The organism is Pseudomaricurvus albidus, from assembly GCF_018863235.1.
GTDB lineage: Bacteria > Pseudomonadota > Gammaproteobacteria > Pseudomonadales > Cellvibrionaceae > Pseudomaricurvus > Pseudomaricurvus albidus.
This window is the reverse complement of the sequence record NZ_JAHKRS010000008.1, coordinates 170,415-191,655: the sequence shown is the minus strand read 5'-3', so window position 1 is coordinate 191,655 and position 21,241 is coordinate 170,415. Positions and strand designations below refer to the sequence as shown.

At 50.7% G+C, this 21,241-nt stretch carries 19 protein-coding genes and 1 tRNA gene; 11 read left to right on the top strand and 9 right to left on the bottom strand.

The features are described from left to right. Positions 1-54: 54 nt before the first annotated feature. A complete protein-coding gene (locus KOI40_RS13945) occupies positions 55-714 on the top strand; it encodes an alpha/beta hydrolase (protein ID WP_216098140.1) in 660 nt (219 codons plus the stop codon). Positions 715-796: 82 nt separating this feature from the next. On the opposite strand, the gene trxC is transcribed toward KOI40_RS13945, so the two are convergent. Beyond that, on the bottom strand, positions 797-1,234 hold the full coding sequence (trxC, locus tag KOI40_RS13940; RefSeq protein WP_216098139.1) for a thioredoxin TrxC: 438 nt from the start codon (positions 1,232-1,234) through the stop codon (positions 797-799). 294 nt (positions 1,235-1,528) lie between these two features. Between trxC and minC the strand changes: the two genes are divergently transcribed. The 3 genes from minC to minE all read left to right on the top strand — a co-directional run bounded on the left by minC (position 1,529) and on the right by minE (position 3,582). Next, positions 1,529-2,452 (top strand): septum site-determining protein MinC, encoded by a 924-nt coding sequence (gene minC / locus KOI40_RS13935; RefSeq protein WP_216098138.1) that lies wholly within the window; start codon positions 1,529-1,531, stop codon positions 2,450-2,452. A 69-nt stretch (positions 2,453-2,521) separates the two neighbouring features. Further along, entirely contained in the window at positions 2,522-3,337 is an 816-nt protein-coding gene (gene minD / locus KOI40_RS13930) for a septum site-determining protein MinD (RefSeq protein ID WP_216098137.1), read from the top strand. After that, a complete protein-coding gene (minE, locus tag KOI40_RS13925) occupies positions 3,334-3,582 on the top strand; it encodes a cell division topological specificity factor MinE (RefSeq protein ID WP_216098136.1) in 249 nt (82 codons plus the stop codon). Before minD ends, minE begins: the two co-directional genes overlap by 4 nt. 92 nt (positions 3,583-3,674) lie before the next feature. Here the strand turns inward: minE and KOI40_RS13920 are convergent, their stop codons facing one another. Genes KOI40_RS13920 through KOI40_RS13910 form a run of 3 tightly spaced genes read right to left on the bottom strand, consistent with a single transcriptional unit; the run spans position 3,675 to position 5,394 of the window. Further along, positions 3,675-4,157 (bottom strand): YehS family protein, encoded by a 483-nt coding sequence (locus KOI40_RS13920; RefSeq protein ID WP_216098135.1) that lies wholly within the window; start codon positions 4,155-4,157, stop codon positions 3,675-3,677. A 55-nt stretch (positions 4,158-4,212) separates the two neighbouring features. Beyond that, entirely contained in the window at positions 4,213-4,962 is a 750-nt protein-coding gene (locus KOI40_RS13915; RefSeq protein WP_216098134.1) for an HAD family hydrolase, read from the bottom strand. A 60-nt stretch (positions 4,963-5,022) separates the two neighbouring features. Further along, on the bottom strand, positions 5,023-5,394 hold the full coding sequence (locus KOI40_RS13910; RefSeq protein ID WP_216098133.1) for a hypothetical protein: 372 nt from the start codon (positions 5,392-5,394) through the stop codon (positions 5,023-5,025). 259 nt (positions 5,395-5,653) lie between these two features. On the opposite strand from KOI40_RS13910, the gene KOI40_RS13905 reads away from it, so the two are divergent. Further along, on the top strand, positions 5,654-6,319 hold the full coding sequence (locus KOI40_RS13905; protein ID WP_216098132.1) for a glutathione S-transferase family protein: 666 nt from the start codon (positions 5,654-5,656) through the stop codon (positions 6,317-6,319). Positions 6,320-6,388: 69 nt separating this feature from the next. Here the strand turns inward: KOI40_RS13905 and KOI40_RS18985 are convergent, their stop codons facing one another. Beyond that, the gene (locus KOI40_RS18985; RefSeq protein ID WP_216098131.1) at positions 6,389-6,886 is read right to left on the bottom strand and encodes a VF530 family protein; all 498 of its coding nucleotides are present in this window, start codon (positions 6,884-6,886) and stop codon (positions 6,389-6,391) included. 138 nt (positions 6,887-7,024) lie between these two features. After that, entirely contained in the window at positions 7,025-8,155 is a 1,131-nt protein-coding gene (locus KOI40_RS13895) for a zinc-binding dehydrogenase (RefSeq protein WP_216098130.1), read from the bottom strand. A gap of 355 nt (positions 8,156-8,510) precedes the next feature. On the opposite strand from KOI40_RS13895, the gene KOI40_RS13890 reads away from it, so the two are divergent. From KOI40_RS13890 to KOI40_RS13880, 3 genes are read left to right on the top strand one after another with little or no spacing between them, the layout of a single operon-like run. Next, complete coding sequence (locus KOI40_RS13890) at positions 8,511-9,413, top strand: outer membrane lipoprotein-sorting protein (protein ID WP_216098129.1); 903 nt, start codon at positions 8,511-8,513, stop codon at positions 9,411-9,413. Between the two features lie 54 nt (positions 9,414-9,467). Beyond that, a complete protein-coding gene (locus KOI40_RS13885; protein WP_216098128.1) occupies positions 9,468-11,009 on the top strand; it encodes a hypothetical protein in 1,542 nt (513 codons plus the stop codon). Beyond that, a complete protein-coding gene (locus KOI40_RS13880) occupies positions 11,009-13,684 on the top strand; it encodes an efflux RND transporter permease subunit (protein ID WP_216098127.1) in 2,676 nt (891 codons plus the stop codon). Before KOI40_RS13885 ends, KOI40_RS13880 begins: the two co-directional genes overlap by 1 nt. A 201-nt stretch (positions 13,685-13,885) precedes the next feature. Here KOI40_RS13880 and KOI40_RS13875 read toward each other — a convergent pair whose 3' ends face one another. Continuing rightward, positions 13,886-14,833 carry a hypothetical protein gene (locus KOI40_RS13875; protein ID WP_216098126.1) on the bottom strand — a complete coding sequence of 316 codons (948 nt, stop codon included), beginning with the start codon at positions 14,831-14,833 and terminating at the stop codon, positions 13,886-13,888. Then, positions 14,830-16,050 (bottom strand): hypothetical protein, encoded by a 1,221-nt coding sequence (locus KOI40_RS13870; protein ID WP_216098125.1) that lies wholly within the window; start codon positions 16,048-16,050, stop codon positions 14,830-14,832. Before KOI40_RS13870 ends, KOI40_RS13875 begins: the two co-directional genes overlap by 4 nt. Positions 16,051-16,377: 327 nt before the next feature. On the opposite strand from KOI40_RS13870, the gene KOI40_RS13865 reads away from it, so the two are divergent. The 3 genes from KOI40_RS13865 to KOI40_RS13855 all read left to right on the top strand — a co-directional run bounded on the left by KOI40_RS13865 (position 16,378) and on the right by KOI40_RS13855 (position 20,829). Next, positions 16,378-17,715 carry a hypothetical protein gene (locus tag KOI40_RS13865; RefSeq protein WP_216098124.1) on the top strand — a complete coding sequence of 446 codons (1,338 nt, stop codon included), beginning with the start codon at positions 16,378-16,380 and terminating at the stop codon, positions 17,713-17,715. Positions 17,716-18,141: 426 nt separating this feature from the next. Continuing rightward, entirely contained in the window at positions 18,142-20,052 is a 1,911-nt protein-coding gene (locus KOI40_RS13860; protein ID WP_216098123.1) for a PhoX family protein, read from the top strand. 291 nt (positions 20,053-20,343) lie between these two features. Next, positions 20,344-20,829 carry a hypothetical protein gene (locus KOI40_RS13855; protein WP_216098122.1) on the top strand — a complete coding sequence of 162 codons (486 nt, stop codon included), beginning with the start codon at positions 20,344-20,346 and terminating at the stop codon, positions 20,827-20,829. Between the two features lie 216 nt (positions 20,830-21,045). On the opposite strand, the gene KOI40_RS13850 is transcribed toward KOI40_RS13855, so the two are convergent. Beyond that, positions 21,046-21,121: transfer RNA gene (locus tag KOI40_RS13850), tRNA-Ala, on the bottom strand. Positions 21,122-21,241 lie beyond the last annotated feature (120 nt).

Genomic DNA, 21,241 nt, shown 5'->3' with positions numbered 1-21,241 from the left:
GTGCAGCACAGAAAAAGCCCCCACATTCAGAAGAAAGCATGAGATCCGCCGCTTATGAGCTACCTGCCCTGCATTGAAATCGAACAGCAAACGCCAGCGACCGCCTCTGTGATTTGGCTTCACGGCCTGGGAGCCAGTGGCGATGACTTCGCCCCTATCGTGCCGGAATTACACCTGCCCGAGTCACTGGCGGTTCGTTTTATCTTTCCTCATGCGCCCAGTATTCCTGTCACCATCAACGGCGGCATGGTCATGCCCGCCTGGTATGACATTTTGAGCATGGACATTGATCGAAAAATCGACCACACGCAGATTCTGCAATCCGCCGAGGCCATCAAGGCTCTGATCGAACGGGAAATTGAACGCGGTGTGGACAGTAATAACATCGTTGTTGCCGGTTTTTCGCAGGGCGGTGCTGTGGCCTATCAAACCGCGTTGAGTTTCCCTAAACCTCTGGCCGGACTCATGACCATGTCCACCTATTTTGCCACCCACGAAACACTGATCCCAAGCGAGGCCAACAAAGCACTGGAGATCTTTATTTCACACGGCACCCAGGATCCGGTCGTGTCAGAGTTATTGGGTCAACAAGCGGTGGAGCTGTTAAGAAGCAAAGGCTACGAACCACTGTACGCCACCTACCCCATGCAGCACGAGGTCTGCCTGCCGCAAATTCAGGACATCTCCCGCTGGCTGCAGGAACGCCTGAGCTGAAAACCGGAACAAGCAGGTTAAAGAACGCCCTGTTTTGAGTACTGCCTGTTTTGAGTACTGCCTGTTTTGAGTACTACCTGTTTTAAAGTACCCCCTGCTGCCCCAACCACTGTTTTAATTGCCCCAGAGGAACGGCGCCCGACAAACGCGCCACCTCCTTGCCTGCCTTAAACAGAATCAGTGTTGGAATCGAGCGTATCTGCCAGCGTCCTGCAATCCCCTGCTGCGCCTCTGTGTTCAATTTCGCCAACCGCAAGCGTGGCTCCAATTCGCGGGCGGCCTGCTCAAAGACCGGGGCAAAGCTTTTACAGGGACCACACCAGGGAGCCCAGCAATCCACCAATACAGGAATGTCGTTGTGGTTTAACACCGCGGCAACATTCGCCGAAGACAGCTCAACAGGCTTTCCTGCAAATATCGGCTTCTTGCACTTGCCACATTTCGGTCCATCTCCCAAACGATCAGTAGGCAGACGATTTTTGGCATTGCATTTGGGACAGGTCACGTTGGTTGTAGTCATAAAGAAGTACTCAATAAAAACAGCTTCGACAGAGACAGAGGATTTGATCCAAAAAATGGACAGCGCGTCAGTGCTGATTGTAGCAAGCCGGTGATTGTGCGGCACATCGAAATCAACAGGTTTTAGGTTGCCTTTTACACGGATCGCTCGAAAGATAGACGATGCACGCTTTGTATTGTCCTCATCAAAAAAATAGAGTAGCCGGCACCTTGCTTAGCGCAAACCGACACGGTATAAACCGGCAAGTATTCGGTCAGTGTCACTGATCGACGACCAATAGGTAATGTGTTGTTCATGAATGTAGATTCTTCTTTAGCGGTGGATCAGTCATCGCACGCCCCAAGCTTTCGCCTTAAAGGGGGGCTATTCCCTTTAACTCTGTTAGAGTTGGCCAACGGTGACTTGCAACGCCTGCGCGAAGACCTGACTCTGAAAGTCGCTGAAGCGCCCGCCTTTTTTCAACAGGCACCAGCAGTTCTCAGTTTAGACGTTTATGAAGACGAAGCCCCGGCTCCGGATTTACACGCCATCCAGCAATTGTGTCTGGAATTTGGTCTCATCGTTGTGGCATTGCGCGGCGCCAATGAAGAACTGCAAACTACCGCCAAAGAGCTAAATTTGGCCATATTGAGCAATAGTCGATCAAAGCCTAACACTAAGACTTCCTCTGCTGATACCCATGGTTCTGAAGCTGTTGATCCGCAAACAACGGCATCTGATACAGCGGACACAGCTCAGACTGCAGTGGACAGTGATACATCAGTATCCGGTGGCGATACGACGGAACCGGTTACAGAAGATTTGTTTGAAGCCGGCAGTGCTCCAGTACTGGAGGACGCCATTGGCACCGAGACGCCGATTAACAGTCCTGACCCGACACAAACCAAAGTGATCACCACACCGGTTCGCTCCGGGCAGCAGATTTATGCCGCCGGTGGTGATTTGATTGTTCTGGCACCGGTATCGGCCGGCGCAGAATTGCTCGCTGACGGCAATATCCATGTGTATGGCGCGTTGCGTGGTCGGGCGCTGGCAGGTGTCAAAGGCAATACCGCGGCTCGGGTGTTTTGCCAAAGTCTTGAAGCTGAGTTAATTTCGATTGCCGGCTATTTCAAATTGAATGAAGATTTACGGGATACTCACTGGAAACAATCGATTCAGGCATCCCTGACCGACGAAACCCTGAATATCGAGCCATTGAAAGCTCGTGGTCGATAGGCTCGCTGCACCAGCCCGACCCAACAAAAACAACAATCACAATTTCCACTTACAGATAGGTAAATACTTGTGGCCAAAATAATTGTAGTAACCTCCGGAAAAGGTGGCGTGGGCAAAACCACTACCAGCGCAGCCATCAGCAGTGGTCTTGCCATGCGCGGACATAAAACTGCGGTCATTGATTTTGACATCGGCCTGCGTAATCTCGACCTGATCATGAACTGTGAACGCCGCGTTGTGTATGACTTTGTTAATGTCATTAACGGCGAAGCCACACTCAAGCAAGCTCTGATTAAAGACAAACGCTGTGAGGATCTTTACATCCTGCCAGCTTCCCAAACCCGTGATAAAGACGCTCTCACCAAAGAAGGTGTTGAAAAAGTCCTCAATCAATTGAGTGACGACGGCTTTGAGTACATCATCTGTGACTCGCCAGCCGGGATTGAACACGGAGCCTTTATGGCACTGTACTTTGCCGACACTGCCATTGTGGTCTCCAACCCCGAAGTATCTTCAGTACGTGACTCCGACCGCATTCTGGGCATCCTGCAGAGCAAGTCTCGTCGTGCCGAGCTGGGCCAAACGGTTGAAGAATTCCTGCTGGTAACGCGTTATAACCCGGGACGGGTTGAAAACGGCGATATGCTGGGCGTTGATGACGTACAGGAAATCCTGGCCACCACCCTGTTGGGCGTGATTCCGGATTCTGAGTCTGTGCTGAAAGCCTCAAACCAGGGTCTGCCCATCATTCATGACAAAGAAAGCGACGCCGGCCAGGCCTATCAGGATGCCGTAGCACGTCTGCTGGGCGAAAAAGTTGACCACCGTTTTCTGTCTGTTGAAAGCAAAAGCTTCTTCCAGCGACTGTTCCGGAGGTCTGCGTGAGTATTTTTGATTATTTTAAAAGCAGCAAGAAAAACACCGCCTCTATTGCCAAAGAGCGTTTGCAGGTCATTGTGGCGCACGAGCGCAGCAAGCGTAACCAGCCGGATTACCTGCCAGCCCTGCAACAAGAGATTCTGGAAGTGATTCGCAAGTATGTGAGCATCGATCAGGATCAGATTGATGTACAGCTGGAAAACAATGGCGATTGCTCTATTTTAGAGCTGAACGTTACTTTGCCAGACTAACGTTACTTGGCCGGATGAAGGTTCCGGTGCTGACGCTTAACATTTCAAAAAAAGCCGGGGCTGCACTGCAATCCCGGCTTTTTTGTATCGGTTTAAGGTAAGGCGTCAGGAGCCTTTTTCTCACGTACTCGTAGCCGCAAGCCTTCAATGAAGTTACGCAGAATCTGATCTTTGCATTCCCGATAATGCTTATTGCCCGGTTTGCGGAAAAAAGAACTCAATTCGTGATCGCTGACAGTCATGCCTGCCAACTCCAGAGTGGCCAGCATGTCGTCACTTTTAAAGTCCATGGCAATCTTGAGTTTGCGGATCACCAGATTGTTGTTGATCTTTTTTTCATGCTCTATCAGAACGCCCTCTCGACGGCCACGACGCAGAATGATCAACGCGTTCAGAAAAGTGGCCAGCTGCTGGTCAGTACAACGTTTGAAATAGGGGTCATCGTCCTTCTTCAACCATCGTTTCACCTGATCAGGTGTCACCTTTTCGCCCACCGAGGCAAACATATTGACGATTTTGGTATCGTGAAAATCAAACACGTAGCGTAAGCGACGTAAGATATCGTTATTGGTCATCGCTCACCTGTCCTGAAATCAGAGTAATGTTCAAAAAGATTAAGTTTGAAGAAAATCAACGGCTGTGCAGCTGACGAATCAGCTCCGGAATTTCATCGGGATGCATCACTGTGTGACTGGGCTCAATGCCCAACTCCGCATCCAGTGGCTGCTGATGCTGTATCCACACCGAAGTGATGTGGCTGTTGTGCGCACCGGCGATGTCTGCTGCCAGGCTGTCACCCACATGGATTGCCTCGTGGGCTTCACACTTCGCCAGTTTTAAAGCTTTTTCAAAGATGGAGCGCGCAGGCTTTTGCTCCGGTTCCTGACCACCAATGATAATGTGATCGACGTGTTCGGCGAGCCTGATCGCCTCCACCTTGGGAATTTGCGAGTATTCAGGTCCGTTGGTAATCACCACCAGAGTGAACAACTGACGGGCCTCTTGCAGAAACTCCATAATACCCGGATAAAAATCAAATGCAGCAATACGATCCTGATCGAACTTGTCCTGCAACGCCTGTGCGTCCTCTTCTTCTATCTGCTCGACACCCTGTGCCGCCAGCAAGTCACGGATCAACTGTACCCGAAACACGCCTTCACCCTGTTGCTCCGCAATGGGCAGGTAGCGCTCACGCTGTTGCTCAGACCATTCCCGATAGATGCCTTTAACATAGGCAGCGCTGAAAGCCTGACCATCAAAATTGGGGGTCTGTCCATACTTGGCCTCGGCCGCCTCACCCAACAGTCGCTGGGCTTTGGCGTTTGCACCCTTGGTATCACAGAGCGTTTCGTCCATATCAAGGAACAGGGCTTTTAACATCGTTACATCCAGAAATCTGTCAATAAAGGCCTATTGTAACCCGTATTGATGAAAATATTCTTAATCCACGCACCATTGTCGACGACGTGCGAACAGCAGCCAAAACAGTACCGCCATCACCGCATGAATGACCAGCACAGCGGGGCTTCCGTCCTCAACGAGCATCATGCCAGAAGCAATTGTCAAACCGGTGTGAAAGGTCGCGAGAATCCCCAGGATCGCGCCCATGATGCGATAGTTATCTCGACCGGACCATCCCCAGAACACCACACTGGCCATAGCCAGAGCCGCAAAACCGTAATTGATCACAAACGTCAGTGACGCGGCATCCGCATGGGGAGTGATTTTATAAGGGGCAATGATTAACAAGGCACCCACCAGTCCCTCGAGCAAAACATGCGCAATAAATGCAACTATCAGCAGCTTCTTCATTAATTTCTCTCTTATTATATGAAACCCGTAAAACCTGGCCATTCTGACATGGTCACAGCACAGTGCAAAGGGCGACACGCTTGATGTCGCTCTGTGTTAATAGTCCGCTATAAGATCGGTGAATTGGATCTGCGCCTTCAAATCGGCCATGATTCACTATACTGAGGACTCAGGACGCCATATGGCAGAAAAACCGCTCATTACCCGCTTGATTTCATATAACACTTAATTCCATTCCTTATAACAAAAGGCCAGAACCATGCTGACACTCCACGGCTTCCCCTATTCCAACTATCACAACATTGTGAAGCATGTCCTGCTGCAAAAAGGTATTCCGTTCGAGGAGCATATTGTCTATCCGCAAACTCCGGAAATGCTGGCAGTAAACCCGATGGGCAAGGCTCCCTCAATGACTACAGAGTCCGGCACACACCTGTCAGAGAGCAGCGTACTGGTGGATTATCTGGAAGATGCCTATCCCGACAAACCACTCTATCCCGCCGATGCGGATGCGCGGGCGCAGGTGCGTCAGTTAATGAAGATCTCGGAACTCTATATTGAACTGCCCGCCCGCCGTCTGTTACCAACGCTGCTGGCCAAGGTTCCTGCCGATGACAAAACCGTCAGCGAAGTGCGCGGGGTACTCACCAATGGCATTAACAGCCTCAATGCCCTGGCGAGCTTCTCACCCTATGTGTTGGGCAGTGAACTCACCGCTGCCGATATCTACCTGCGTTACGTGATTTCAGTGGCACAGCAAGTTGCCTCGGCAATTTTGCAATGGGATTTGCGCACCGAAATTCCGGGGTTGTCTGACTGGAGTGAATTGATGGCCGGCACGGATATCGCCAAGAAAATAGACGCCGACAAGGACGCCAACGCCAAAGAGTTTATGGCCTATATTTCAGGCCTGAAGAAATCATAAAACGCGCAGGTCGCCTCATCGCGTTTTATGGAAAGACCTTTTAAGCGCGATGACGTGACCTGAAGCCTGTCAGAGGTTTTTACTTTTCCACTTCGCCCAGGGATCGGCGGGCTTTGAATCTCCTGAATTCGACTCTTCTGACTTTGTCTGCGCAGGTGTCTGTGCAGGTTTTACCTGTGAAGATTTACCTTTGGAAGCCGGCCTGTCAGCCGGTTTGGCATCAGCACGCGGTTTGGAATCGGCGCGCGGCTTCGGATCGATTACCGCCGGGTCGCGGGGCTTCTGATGCAGAGGTACTCTTCGATCGCGGGGAGGAAGCTCATACTGCTCATCATCCGGCTTAGGCAGTCGCTTGTACTTGTACAAAAAGAAGCTTTCGACCTTTTCTCTGGCCCATGGCGTCTTGCGCAAGAACTTCAGACTCGACTTGATACTGGGATTGCTTTTAAAACAGTTGATGTTGATGGCACTGGCCAAAGTTTCCCACCCATAGTGATCCACCAACTCTGTTAACAAAGCTTCCAGCTTCACACCGTGCAAGGGATTGTTCTTCTGCTCTTCAATCATACAACTGCTCAATCATAACGGCCCGAGGCCAGAATCAACGAACGCCATGGCGCTTAATACAGCACAAACACCGGACATTCACAGGTCTGCTGACGCCAAGCTTCATACAAAAGTTTGGCGTCAGGCTTCAGGGGGGATTTAAAGCCCTTTCTGAGGGCATAGCAAATATTTCTCGCCCGTGGTTTTCAGATTGTACTGTTTTGCAACATCGGCATTCAGCATTTCTACCAGTGAGACCTCCTGAGTATAGTGGCTGGCAAAGGTGGTTTTTAACTCACGGGCCACACGTCCACGCAACTCATTGCCTTTTTCCTGACCCACTTTGGCCAGAAACAACGGCAACAACCAACCACCAACCCCCCAGGCCATACCGTAACCGCGGCTCAACGTGGTTGGCGAAACATCCAGACCACCATAGAGATAGACCTGTTTGTGAGTGGTAGAGCCGTATATGCTGTACTCCGAGGGTGTCCGTTGAGCAGCCATCTCCATGGCCGTCAGGATCTGATCCGCCAGACGACCGCCGCCCGTGGCATCAAACGCAATGGTAGCGCCGGTTGCATGCAGGGCATCGGTGAGATCTTCCATAAAACTCTCGTCGCTGCTGTTGCAAATGTATTTCGCCCCCAGCGCCTTGAGAATGTCCACCTGCTCCTGCTTGCGAACAATATTCACCAGCTCAATGCCGTCGGCCATACAGATTTTGTTGAGCATCTGACCCAGATTGGAAGCCGCCGCGGTATGTACCAGCGCCTTGTGCCCCTCCATTCTCATGGTTTCGACCATCCCCAGAGAAGTCAGCGGGTTCACAAAACAGGAAGCACCTTCTTTGGCGGTTGTCCCTTCCGCCAGCGGTAAACACATGGCGGCAGGAATTGCCCGGTACTGAGCGTAGATGGCACCGCCGAACAGTCCGACGGTTTTGCCCATTAATGCCTGTGCTTCGTCGCTTTTGCCGGCAGCCACTACAACACCAGCGCCTTCATTCCCTACGGTCAAAGGCTGTCCCACGCGAGCCTGAAAGCGTTTCATTAAGGCAGGTGCCACGGGTGCAGACAAAACCGTATCCGTGCCTTCCCCCTGAGTTTCTGCGGCACTGATATCAGCCGGACCAAATAACACGCCCAGATCAGACGGGTTAATAGGCGCTGCCTCAACTCTGACCACCACTTCGTGATCTGCCGGCGTGGGAATACCCACATCCTTCAGTGCAACCTCAAGCGTGCCGCTTTCGGTCAAAGTAGATTGAATTTGAAATGCCGTAGACATGGTCTTTCTCCGCTGTGAATGAAACACGTGATCGTGTTTCTGCATTATTGGAATTGTTCGTATTATTTTGAAGCCGGTTAAAATATATAGACTCAGGCTAGCGGTTAATCGAGTCAGACGCTACCGGTCATTTGTGACAAGTTATCTGAAGAAATGGCGCACAACTCAACAACTTCCTCTAAAAATCACGATTATCTTTATCTTTAGTTACAACTCACTGGCGAGAGGTGGAAAAGGTTTGTAGGCTACCCTTTTATTGACGCACAATCGTGAATCAGGCGACAAATTTCCCGTAAAAATAAGGAAAATCACGCCATTCTAACAATACAGGGATGTTAAAACAGGATTTGCTTGCATGAACCCATTTCCGATCAAAGGTAGCTTGCCTGCACACCCCGTCACTCAATGCACGCATTCGCCATTGACCGTCTGGCTTTCGGCCATCTGGATGGTATTGTTTTCTGCCAGCGCTCTCAGTGATACAGAAGATCTCAAAGCAAACGCGCTGGCTCAGGCAGTGTATGACCGCCCTGCCGGGAAGGACATGAGTGCCCGAGTCATTATGGCTCTGGAAAGCAAGGGCGAAATCAATAAGAAACGGTTGTTATACAGTTACGCCGCAGATCGAGGAGATGCCGAACGCTGGACCCTCATGCGCTTTGTCACACCAAAGGACGTCGCGGGTACGGGCTTACTGTCTCTGGATCACGCCGGTGACGATTCGGACCAATGGCTCTACCTGCCCTCACTGGATCGCGTGCGCCGCATCTCATCCAATCGCAAAGGCGGCCGCTTTGTGGGTTCTGACTTTTTCTACGAAGACCTCAGCGACCGCGAAGTGAACATGGATCATCACCGCTTGTTGGGCACCGATAAAGTGGGCGGCGTGCCTTGCACACTGCTGGAGAGCATCCCCGTGGAAAAATCCAATTCGGTGTATTCAAAACGGATCAGCTGTATTCACGACAAGCTGTTAATCCCACTGCGGGTAGACTTCTACACCCGAGGCAAAAATCCCATCAAGCGTTTGCAGGCCAGCAAGATTCGTAAAGTACAGGGCTACTGGAGCGTCTATCAAAGCACCATGACCGACCTGAAGAAGGATCACAAAACCCATCTGATCACCACCGACCTTGTTTATGACCAGGGGCTGCCAGACCAACTGTTTACGCAACGGGGACTGTCCGACGAAAACCTGGAACTGCCCTATCGACCAAAACAGCAAACCCAGGAATCGAACAACAAACACGACAATTGATTTCTGCAGCCACCATAACAATAAAAACACAGGACAAAACATAAGGATTGCACCATGAACCATAACCATTCGTCACTGCTGGCAGCACTGCTGTTGAGCCTGAGTTACGCTCTGCCTGCTCAGTACGTTCATGCCGAATCGGATCTGATGATCATTGAAGACGATGGCAGTGAAGAACTGATGATCGAAGACGACTCCGAAACCTTATCCATCGACGATGGCAGCGGTGACAGTTTGTCGATAGACGACGATGGTCTGAACCTCGGTGATGATCTCATGATCGATGAAAGCCAACCCGGGGAACCGAACCAGAATCTGAGTGAGACCTTGCAGAATTACAGCTCCACATCGCAACAGGGAGTCAACGTCTCACTGGACAAGCTCTGGTTCGAATACGGCCGCTATGAAAGCGACAGCCCCGCCGAATACCAGCTGTATGGTCACGGGAAAGGCACCATCAACTGGCAGGGTGAAAAGTGGGAACTTCAGGCTTCGGCGCGTCTGGATTATTACGAAGAACATTCGGACGATTCATCCGACAAGGCTGTACCTGCGAACGCCTTGTCTAATAACAAGGGCAACTGGGACAAAACCAAACTGGATTACGACGAGACCTTCGTGCGCTACCGTGGCAACCGTGGCATTCTGACCGTCGGAGCCCAGAAGGTCATCTGGGGCAGAATCGACGAGGTTCCACCCAGTGATCGACTCAGTACACAGGATTTGCGCCGCGGCTTGCAAGACGATCTCGAAGACCGCCGACTGGCTTCGGCCGCTGTACGCTACGAACACTTCATCGGCGACGGCAAACTGGATTTACTCTATATCCCGCGCCTGCGCGAAACCGAACTGCCCGACGAAAACAGTGTCTGGTATCCCATTAATCAGCGTGAAGGAACCATTCTTGGGCTCGATACCAGCCCGCTGATTGAATACGTTGTTCGCAACACCCCCATTGATGACGACGCCCCCAATACCGACGGCGGCTTCGGCATACGCTTCAATCAATTGGGCAGTGGTTTTGACTACGCCCTGGGAATTCAGCACGGCATCTCCACCCTGCCCTATTTCACCTACAGCACCAATCGCAATGTGATTGAAGCCCGCTACCTGAGATCCACCACCGTTTCCGGCGATATCGGTTTCGAAGCGCTGGGGGGCACCGTAAAAATGGAAGCGGCCTGGAACAGTGACACCCCCATCACCCGCACCGATGGCCGGTTTGACAGCGTCGAAAGCCTGGCCTGGGGCATTGCCCTGGAGCTGTTTCCCGGTGACAGTGATACCCGCCTGAATCTGCAGCTCACCGGTAACCACCTGATCGATGCCCCGGATGTGCTGGATCGGGACAAGATGGCATCTTTCAATGGCACACTGGACATGCCATTTGGCAACAACAACTGGCTCGCCCGCATGCGATTTAATGTCGGACTGGATATGAGTGACCTGTACTTCAACCCGGAATTGACCTATACCGGTTTGAGTAATCAGGAAATCTATCTGGAGCTGCATGAATACAATGGTGACACCGGCAGTATTGGGGGTTTTTACAAACACAACTCACTGGTTAATCTGGGCTGGCGTATCACTCTCTGATGCATAACGATCACACCCGGCAGGACTACCAGCAAATTCTGGACAGGCAATTCTTCGGCAAGCCGGGACGTGCCTGCGCCCTGCTGGATGACGGTATTTTTGTTCTCACCAACGAACTGTTTGCCAGGCGCCTGGGCTATAAAGCCGGCGAGCACCTGGAAGACACCAATCTACTCGACCACACTGTCGATCTCGACAAGGACGAACTGCGCCTGTTTCTGCGGCAGGCAGAGCAGACACATCAAAGTGATCCACATTACCCCCGCATTGACGTGCACATGCGCAATGCTCTTGGCAAGCTGATGGCCGCAGAGCTCTATGCCTGCCACGCCCGCCTGGATGGCGAGGACGTCATTGAAATTCGCATGATCACGGCAGAAGATCGCGATCTGAAAAACCGGCTGCGCAACCTGCCCTGGAAGCTGTACCTGTGTCTGATCTGCCTGCTGGCCATCACAGTTCTGCCTAACGCCATACTCCCCAAGCTCAATATCAACAACGCGCCCACCACATTCTTGCCACCGGATGCCCCCAGTCGAATCCTGAACGATCACGTGCGAACCCTCTTTCCCGACGACGAAGTGGTGATTTTGCTGTTTGAAGGGGTTGCACTGTTCTCCGATGGGTTTCTAGAAGCCTACGACCAACTGAGCGTGGATATTGGCGATCTGGATTCGGTAAACAACGTCATTGCCGTTACCAATCAGGACCATATTGAAGGCACCGAGGATGGCTTTCTGATCAGCCCCTTGGTGGATCTTGATCAACTGGAAGATACCCACCCCCGAGAACGGCTTGCCCGGGCCACCAGCGACCGGTTTGCCAAAAACACCCTGGTCGCCGCAGACGGCTCCGCCATCGCCATGGTGATTGTCCCTAACAACATGGACAACAGCATTCTGAACCTGCAACTGGAGGAGAATATTCTCGCCCTCACCAAAGAACACCGGCTGGATGGCTACCTGTCCGCTGTCAGCGGTGAAGTGACGACCGATGTCGCCCAGATGCGGATGATCCTGCATGACAACATGCTGTTTATCCCTCTCACCGTCTTTATCGGGCTGCTACTAACCTGGTTGCTCTTCCGCCGCTTGATGGCTGTCGTGATTACCGGCCTGGTCACCGGAGCCGTGGTCAACTCCACCATCGCCTTTTACGTGTTGTTTAACCAACCCTTCAACTCCATCTCCAGCATACTCCCGCCTCTGCTTTCGGCACTCACCATTGCCGTTCTGGTGCATGTTTATAACGCCTTGCAGTATGCCTCCCTGCGCGGCTTGAATGGCCGGCAACGGGTCATATCCGCCATGGACGAAGTCCGGCGGCCGGCTCTCTACAGCGCCATTACCACCGCCATTGGCCTCGCCTCTCTGGGTTTTAGCAGCATTCCTCCCATTCGCATGTTCGGCCTCTCGGCCGCACTGGGTGTGTGCCTGATTTACGTCATTATCATCCACCTGCTGCCACCCATTTTTATGCAGTTTGATCGTCAGCCCTGGCCCAAACGCCAGAGCGGACTGCAGTATATGGACCGTCTGGTGACGATACTGGTCGGTGTTGGGATTCGTTATCCCAAGGTCGTCATTGCCGCTGTAGTGCTGTCACTGGCTGTCACAGCCCCGCTGGTCACTCGAATCAAGGTTGAAACCAATCTTCTCGAATTCTTCCATACCGATCATCCCCTGCGCGTAGACACCGCCCACATAGAAAAAACGCTCTCCGGCACACTGCCCATGGAGATTGTACTCACCACCGAAGATCCGGATCTCCTGCTCAGCCCCAAGGTGCTGAGACAAATCAAGGGATTTCAGGACTGGCTGGAAAGCAAGCCCGCCGTGGACAAAACCCTTTCAGCTGCAGACTTTATTGAAGAAATGCACTGGGGTTTCCACGCCGAAGACCCGGCATACCGTATCATTCCCGACGACGGCGATCTGATCAGCCAGTATCTGTTTGTGTACGATGGGGAAGATCTGTTTGATTTCATCGACCGCGACTACCTCAATACCCGTATCGCCATCAGTGCCAACGTCCACGGCGCCAAAGAAATTCGGGAATTGATCGACAGCATGCGGGAACACGTGGGCAACACTCTCGCCTTTAACAATATTGACGTCGACTGGAAAATTTCTGGTGCCGGGCGGCTGTTTGCCGATCAGGAAGCTTTACTGATCAGTGGTCAGAGCAAGAGTCTGGGCGGTGCGTTAATCCTGATTTTCCTGCTGTTGCTTGCGTCGTGGCGCTCCTTTCGTGATGCCGCTTTGTGCATGATCCCAAACCTGTCACCCATTGTGCTGATCTTTATTGTTATGGGCCTCCTGCGCATCAACCTGGATATGGCCACCACCATGATTGCCAGTGTGGCTGTGGGTATTGCCATTGACGACACCATCCATGTTTACCACGGTTTTATTCACCGCGTTAAGGCGGGCATCTCCCCCATCACCGCTCTGGCCCGCACCTACCAGAAAGCAGGCCGGGCAGTGATGACCACCACGTTTATTCTGTGCAGTCAGTTCCTGCTGTTACTCGCCAGTGCCTTTGTGCCTATGGGGTATTTTGGTCTGCTTTCGAGCATCGGCTTGCTGGCAGCACTGATTTTTGACCTGCTGCTGTTACCGGCAATTTTGATATTGGTGTTTCGCAACGCCGGTAAAGACAAGTCGATCCCGTGATTTAAGCGTTTGCCAATCTTTACTAAAGCAGTGAATCAAAACCATTCGTCACAACACCACAGAGACACTAGAGAAGGTTGCGAAACCCTGACCGATTAATCCCGGTGACACACTGGTGTTGATGTTTACAGAAATCGTCAACTGGCTTTGAATCATCTAATGGCAGGATGACTGCCGCCCCCAATACACAGCTCATAGAAATCAGGGCTGATGTTCAAGCTTTTGATGTTCAGCCAAGGCCCTCTCGTAGGCCTCATCCCCGAATAATGGCTTAACGATGGTCTGCCAACGGCTTCTGACCACGTCATCTGTGGTTTCTGTTAACCACTTGCCTTCAACCACGGCTTTTACCGGACTGTCTTTAGGGTATTCGAAGTAGAGGCTGTTGATGATCGGATTGGTAATCCGATCTTCAGCGGTCCGCAGAAAATCACGCTTTCCACCTTGCAAAGCGATACCGTGATTTACAGCGTAAGTGAAAGTCAGTTCAATCATAAAGCTTTGATTGATAGGCAATGCATAGCTTGTGACAATGGCATCGTGCGGGGCAGATATACTGTACCTAAGCCAACTCTGTCCGTTAACAATATGATCACGTTGGGCAGCATACAAAGTAGGTCCCAACATTGAGGCAATACCAGAATTGAAATAAGCCAGTTCATGATTCCACGAGCCATCTGGATGCCTGACCTCTTCGTTATGCTCACTATAACGTCGATAGACAAGCTCATCTACCGCTAGCATAATACCCAGGCGATCAGTCACATCATAAGGTTCCGAGTTAAGTCGCTTGCGAGTATTAGGATGTATTCTCTGCACACTCATTTCCAGCATGAGCGTGCCCAGATCGCTGCCAAACCAACCTGGCTCTTTAATATCCCACCAGCGACGCAGAATATTTCCTGCGATTAAATCATTAAATTGGTCCAAAGAGCTGATTTCCAGATCTTTCACCATATCGTCAGCGGGTAAGTCTTTACTAAAACCTTCTGGCAAATCAAAACTAAATACATGACCGCCTATATTGACCTGCCGTTGGGATATAACGGGATATGTATCTTTCGCCGAAGCGGAGAATGGCAATAGACTGGATAAGATGGATAACATAAACACGATTCCCGATACAAATACTGATTGATTGCGCATCATGGCAAATAATTATTAATGACTTTGACAGAACGATTAATCGTATTCCCGGAAGCATGAAATCCTTTCTGCAGTATATTCCGCCCTTTCCCTGGACCATTTATCATATTTTGTTCCCATTGTTGTTGAGTTTGCATCAAAGTATGCGGGCTTTGTACAACAGACCCCGATAACACGTGATTCGCGTAGAGCACAGAACCCACCAGTTTACGAGGGCTGATGGTATTTAACCCTACAATATTCGTCACCAAATCGTAATCGTGGGTCCTGATGGCAATAACATCAATTCCAGCACGCTCTAACAATCGACTGGATCGCCAATTATTATTGGCATTACCATGAAATGCCACTTTTTGCTTATCCAGCAAGCTACTTTGCTGTTTATGATTTATACCATTAAACGTGAGATGCCGTAATGCCCAGCTACTGTGATTGTTAAGCAGGTAGCGTACACCTTCGGTAAAAATCAGCCCACCCTGACTGTGAACCACCCATTCAGTTTGATTACCGGCTTTCTGTGTTTTCTCCAGCACCTTCGAAAATTGACGGGTTACCGGTGTCGTAAATCCTAACTTGTCCTGCACAGACTCCCATGTATCACCGTACCCCCCAATACTGGGGTTATGGTACAAGCTAAACTCCTGTACGCCTTCACCAAATTCTACAGAAATATGACTCCCCATTAACCATTGGGCCTTTGCCAAATTATTGGATTGTCCATTCACGGCAGCATACGCTGTTGTTACTTGATCAGTCCTCCCCACAACCCGCCAGCTACCGTATGAATTCCGTTTTACTCTATAAACTCCCGGCTGCTCAGTGGCATCACGCAACTTTTTTAACTTAGACACTGGCTGAATATTAAAAATTACAACACGTCCATTATAAATTTGATAATCAATCCGAAAAGATCCTTTTGCCACGACACTGTATGTACTAACACTCCCCTTAAGCCTTTTCTCAGAAAAGCCATAAGGCATAGACCTCAACTTAACTAAGGAACTATTCAAATCACCAATCTCATCACTGGGAAGTTCACATTGATAAACATGCTGAGCATAACCACTTAACACAACTTCATAGCCGCTCATATCACTTTCAACATCAAGTTTAAATAGCCACATAGGCTTATTATTCAACATCGCCACCTCAGCCGGCGCAACCTGAGGATCACCATGAGTCAACAACAAGCGAGTTAGTTTTTGTGCGTAAGAGTCCATCAAAGATCATCCTTGATATCTGAAACTGGACTTTAAACACTACTTAAAAGCTTCCTTTTTCCAATCGCACTTTTGTCTGATTCTTCGTATCGCCACTTGGCAAAATATACTTTCTGATGAGATACCACTTCGCTCTTTCATTGTTTGATCACTCATCCAAAATTCTTACCCCAATACACGAGAGACTGAAAAATCCGACCAAACAGAATATCGGGTCATAGAGCAAAACAAAAATATCTTTATCTGTCGTCAAAATCTTTTCATCTGTTTGATTTTATTCACACAGAAACAAATACTTTCCTTCTAACAATAAAATTCAGGTGTTCCATGAAACAATCAATACGACAACAATCACTTTTCATTCTTCTCACATTGGCATTTGGTTTTTTTGCTTCACTCTCTGCCTATGGAGAAAAGCACTTCAAACATAACCCACTGATCTTTGTTCACGGCGGCGCAGGCTCGGCTTCGCAATTTGAGTCGCAAGCCATGCGCTTTCACAGCAACGGTTACCCGCAGGAACATCTGTTTGTATTAGAATACGACTCGTCTTTTAACGTTGACAGTCTGGAGACGGTTCACGCCCGGCTGGACGATTTGATTTCTGACGTACAAGAGACAACAGGTGCTGAGCAGGTGGATGTCATGGGTCACTCTCTGGGCACCTACGTCCTGCAGACCTACCTGGCTTCACCGGACCGCGCTGCACCGATCGCCCACTATATCAACATCGATGGCTATTCAGCTCAGTCTTTACCTGGCAATGTCCCCACGCTGGCCCTATGGGCCGAGATTGGCCGAGGCGGCTTTATTGGCGGCGGTGAGAACATCACCATCAGCGGGCAAACCCACGTCGAAACCGCGACATCGGCAGAGTCTTTCGCTCATATGTTCAGATTTCTCACCGGCGACGAACCCCGCACAACTCAGATTCAACCGAGCCGCCATTCCCGTATTACTATTGCCGGGCGAGCCGTGCTGTTCCCCCTGAATATCGGTGTGGATGGCTCTGTGCTGGAAATCTATGAAATCGATGGCGCCACAGGCCAACGCCTGAAAGACCACCCCCAAGCCCGATTTAACATAGATTCATCCGGCAACTGGGGTCCCTTTAAAGGTCACCGTGATCGTTTTTACGAATTTGTGATCGTTCGCCCCGGCCAAAACCATCACGTCTACAAACAACCCTTCCTGCGTGATGACCACTTTGTCCGCCTGCTTACCTCCCCCGTCGGAGGCGGAATTGGTGCCAATATCGACGTCTCCCAGGGTCAAAGCAACCTCATCGTTTCACGGGATCGTGAATTCTGGGGCGAGCAGGACATGGGGAATGATCTGCTGATCGTCAACGGCCAAAACGTCATTAACGCGGCCAACAGCTCATTCGCAAACCGCACCACCGCCATCTACCTGAACGATCAATACGCCGACACGCAAAGCGATCTCTCGCAACCCATCGCCTACTTGCACTCGCTGCCGTTTATCACCGGCAACGATTTTTACATTCCTGCCAGTGATGATGCCTCAGGGCGCATTCGACTGACTCTGATTGATCGGGGAGACGATGGCGATATGCAGGAGTTCAACATTCCCAACTGGCCATCGACAACAGATCGAATTACGGTATTGTTTAATGATTTTGTGCAGGGGGACAGTCGCCCCTAATTAAGCTAACGCTCTTAAGCAGTTTGTGCATGATGATGTAAGAGGTGCAAACTGCTTAACCTTAAAAGAAATAACTCATCACAGCCTCAATGCGACGCCTCATAATGTTATGCAGGCCTTAAGTTTTAAACCATCTCTATTGCAAAATCTTTCAGGTTTTCGTTCTTTCCGATAGCAAACTGCCATTTTTCGGTTTATAAAACTCTCCTCTACTAATCCCCCTGAAATAAACTTTGATCACAAACTGACATCTAAATCACTCTTTGTTTGGCGCCGATTCACACATTTAAAACACCACAACTCCGATTAAAAAAACTGTCACAGACACACGTTACTTTTGAAGGGATTCAACAAGCAGTGTCTTTAAAGCAGTAGCACATCAACAACAAACACATCTTTTTAATCAACGACCACGTGAGAGGCCTCATGAAAAAGAATGACACCGGCATTATGGATAATGCGAAGCTACACGACGACATTGAAAACATCCCATCGAACAATTCCGGCAACCGACCCTTCGCGTCGGTACTGGAATCAAACATGACACGCCGCGGCGTACTGGGAGGCAGCCTGGCTGTTGCCGCCACGAGTTTTCTGGCGCCAACGGTTCAAGCCGGATGGAGCTGGGGGCATCACCGCCCAAAAAGCGAGCTGGTAGGTTTCAAACCTGTAGCCATCAGCGACGTCACCGATGCCACCATGCCAACCATTTCAGACGACTACCAATATCAGGTGCTGGCACCATGGGGGACGCCTATCGAGCCCGGCATCACCTCTGAGTACAAAGGCGACCCAAACTCTCGCCCCACCTCGTCACAAGCTGCATTGCAGACTGGTCTGGGGCACGATGGCATGTGGTTCTTCCCGATGGATCAGCATGACGGTGTTATTTACGGCAAAGGCTATCACATGCGCAGTAATGCCGGCATGCTGTGCGTCAACCACGAATATGGATCAAACTCCCATGCACTGGGTAAATCCACACCAGAAAGTCTGGAGGAAGTTCGTCTCTCCCAGAACGTTCACGGTGTGTCCGTGCTCAAAATCGAAAAGGATCGTCGTCACGGCTGGAAAGTGGTTGCCAGCAAAAACACACGCCGTATCACCGCCAACACACCCGTTGCATTCTCCGGCCCGGCAGCTGATTCGGAGTTGTTGCAAAACCCCAACGGCAACATTGCACTGGGCACGGTTAACAACTGCGGTTCAGGCGCAACCCCCTGGGGCACCTACCTGACCTGCGAGGAAAACTTCAACGGTTACTTCGGTGCGAACAACGCCTTCAACCCGACCGAAGAACAGGATCGTTACGGTTTCAGCAGTTCTGGTTTTGGCTACGGCTGGCACCTGTTCGACAAGCGCTTCGACTTGACCGATGAAGACTACATCAACGAACAGAACCGTTTTGGCTGGATTGTCGAAATCGATCCGTTCGACGGCACACAACAACCCGTCAAACGCACTGCGCTGGGTCGTTTCAAACACGAAGCCATTGCCATAGCCGAGAGCCAAAATGGTCGAATTGCCGCCTATATGGGTGACGACCAGCGCTTCGACTACTGCTACAAATACGTCTCTGACAAAGCCTGGAAAAGCGCCATTGCCGATGGCGAAAGTCCGCTGGATGACGGCCGTTTATTCGTTGCCAAATTCAATGATGACGGCACTGGCGAATGGCTGGAATTGACCGTCAACAACCCTGTGCTTTCCGCACGCTTCCAATCGCAGGCTGAAGTCCTGATCTACGCCCGCATTGCTGCAGACTTGTTGGGTGCCACCCCCATGGATCGTCCGGAATGGACCACCATTGGCACCAACGGTGAAGTCTTCTGGACCTGTACCAACAACAGCAACCGCACCGAAGCCACTGCCGCCAATCCTGAAGCCCCCAACAACGATGGTCACATTATCCGCACCCTCGACAATGACGACCACATGGGCAACACCTTCGTTTGGGATATCTACCTGATTGCCTCAACCACCCGCGGCACAGAAGGTGTCTTCACCGATCCCGACGCCGCCTGGGCGGACCCATACGGTCGCCTGTTTATCGGCACCGACGGTGGACAACCCGACGGTCTGCAAGATCAACTGGTGGTCTTTGACACCACCAAAGACACTCCAGAACCCAAGCGTCTGCTGGTTGGTGTCAAAAGTGATGAAATCACCGGTTTTACCGTCACCCCGGATCAGCGTACCGCCTTCGTCAACATTCAACACCCCGGCGACGGCAATCCATCGGCAACCAACTTCCCGGCTCCGTACGATGGCACAACCATCCCACGGGACTGCACACTGGTCATCACCCGCAAGGATGGTGGCATTATCGGCTCCTAAAAGCCGGTATTGGGCTGGGCGGCCTGCGGGTCGCCTTGCCCACGATCAAAACGAATCAGCCAACTATTCACTTTGTTTCCGTCATTAATTTTCTATGGAATCCCTCGTCCTGAGCTTGTCAGTGGATTGGGAAGTAAAGGAATCGGAAATGGTCTAAATCCGAGTTTTGCAGGATGCCAGAATAAACTTTGATACAGTTCGCTTTCTGAAACAGTGTTCAGGGCTATATTGCTGTTGTAATAAAAATTACCGAGCCCATGATCTCACTTACCCCCGAGAGCCCTGAATGTTATGCCTGCAAGCCTAGCCACACCGGGGATTACCTCCCCTTCGACTGATAATACCCATGCCCCTTCACAGGTAATGGAATTGATGGCGGTTAAAAAAGGGCTCCAAAGAGTCGGTAACAGTCCACGGGCCTATCGCAGCAAAGCCTTTGCCGAATGGCACAGACAAGCCAAGGCCTTCTATCAAACCGCTGAAGTGTTTGGTGTGTCACAGGAAATCAATGAACAGTTTTTGCAACGCCGTTTCGGCCAGGCCAGAGCCATTCTAAATGATGTCCAGATTTTTGAGTTATTCAAACAGGACGTGCAAGCCACGTTAACCGAGCTTGATTATCTTATGAGTTGCTATCAGGAGATGGGGGAGCCGCCCCAGCCATCTGAGGATTCACGTAGCTGGTGGGGGCACATCTCCAATAAGGGAGTAAGGCTAAAGTGGTTGTTCTTGGGGTTGATACTGGTGTCCTCGGCCATTGTACTATGGGCCTTGTGACGAAAACATAAGGCTTAAAGGACTGCTGTAAGGGCAATGCCGAATATCAAAGAGACCTGACCAGTAGAACCTACAGCACAAAGCCGATTTATTAACCTATTCAGCGAAAACAGTCTCATCGACATCACCCAGCAATTACATCTCACATGGACTTAATGTGGACTTAACTGACAGACACAAAAAAAGCCCGCACATTGCTGTGCGGGCTTTTAAATTTGGTGGAGCCTAGCGGGATCGAACCGCTGACCTCAACACTGCCAGTGTTGCGCTCTCCCAGCTGAGCTAAGGCCCCATATCGGGTGCTTTCCTTCGAAAGCGGAGCGCATTCTATCACCCCGTTCTCGATAGTCAACTGTTTATTTATCAGTGGGTTAGATTGACCTACCCTGGCCCATTGGCAGCGTGCATCAAG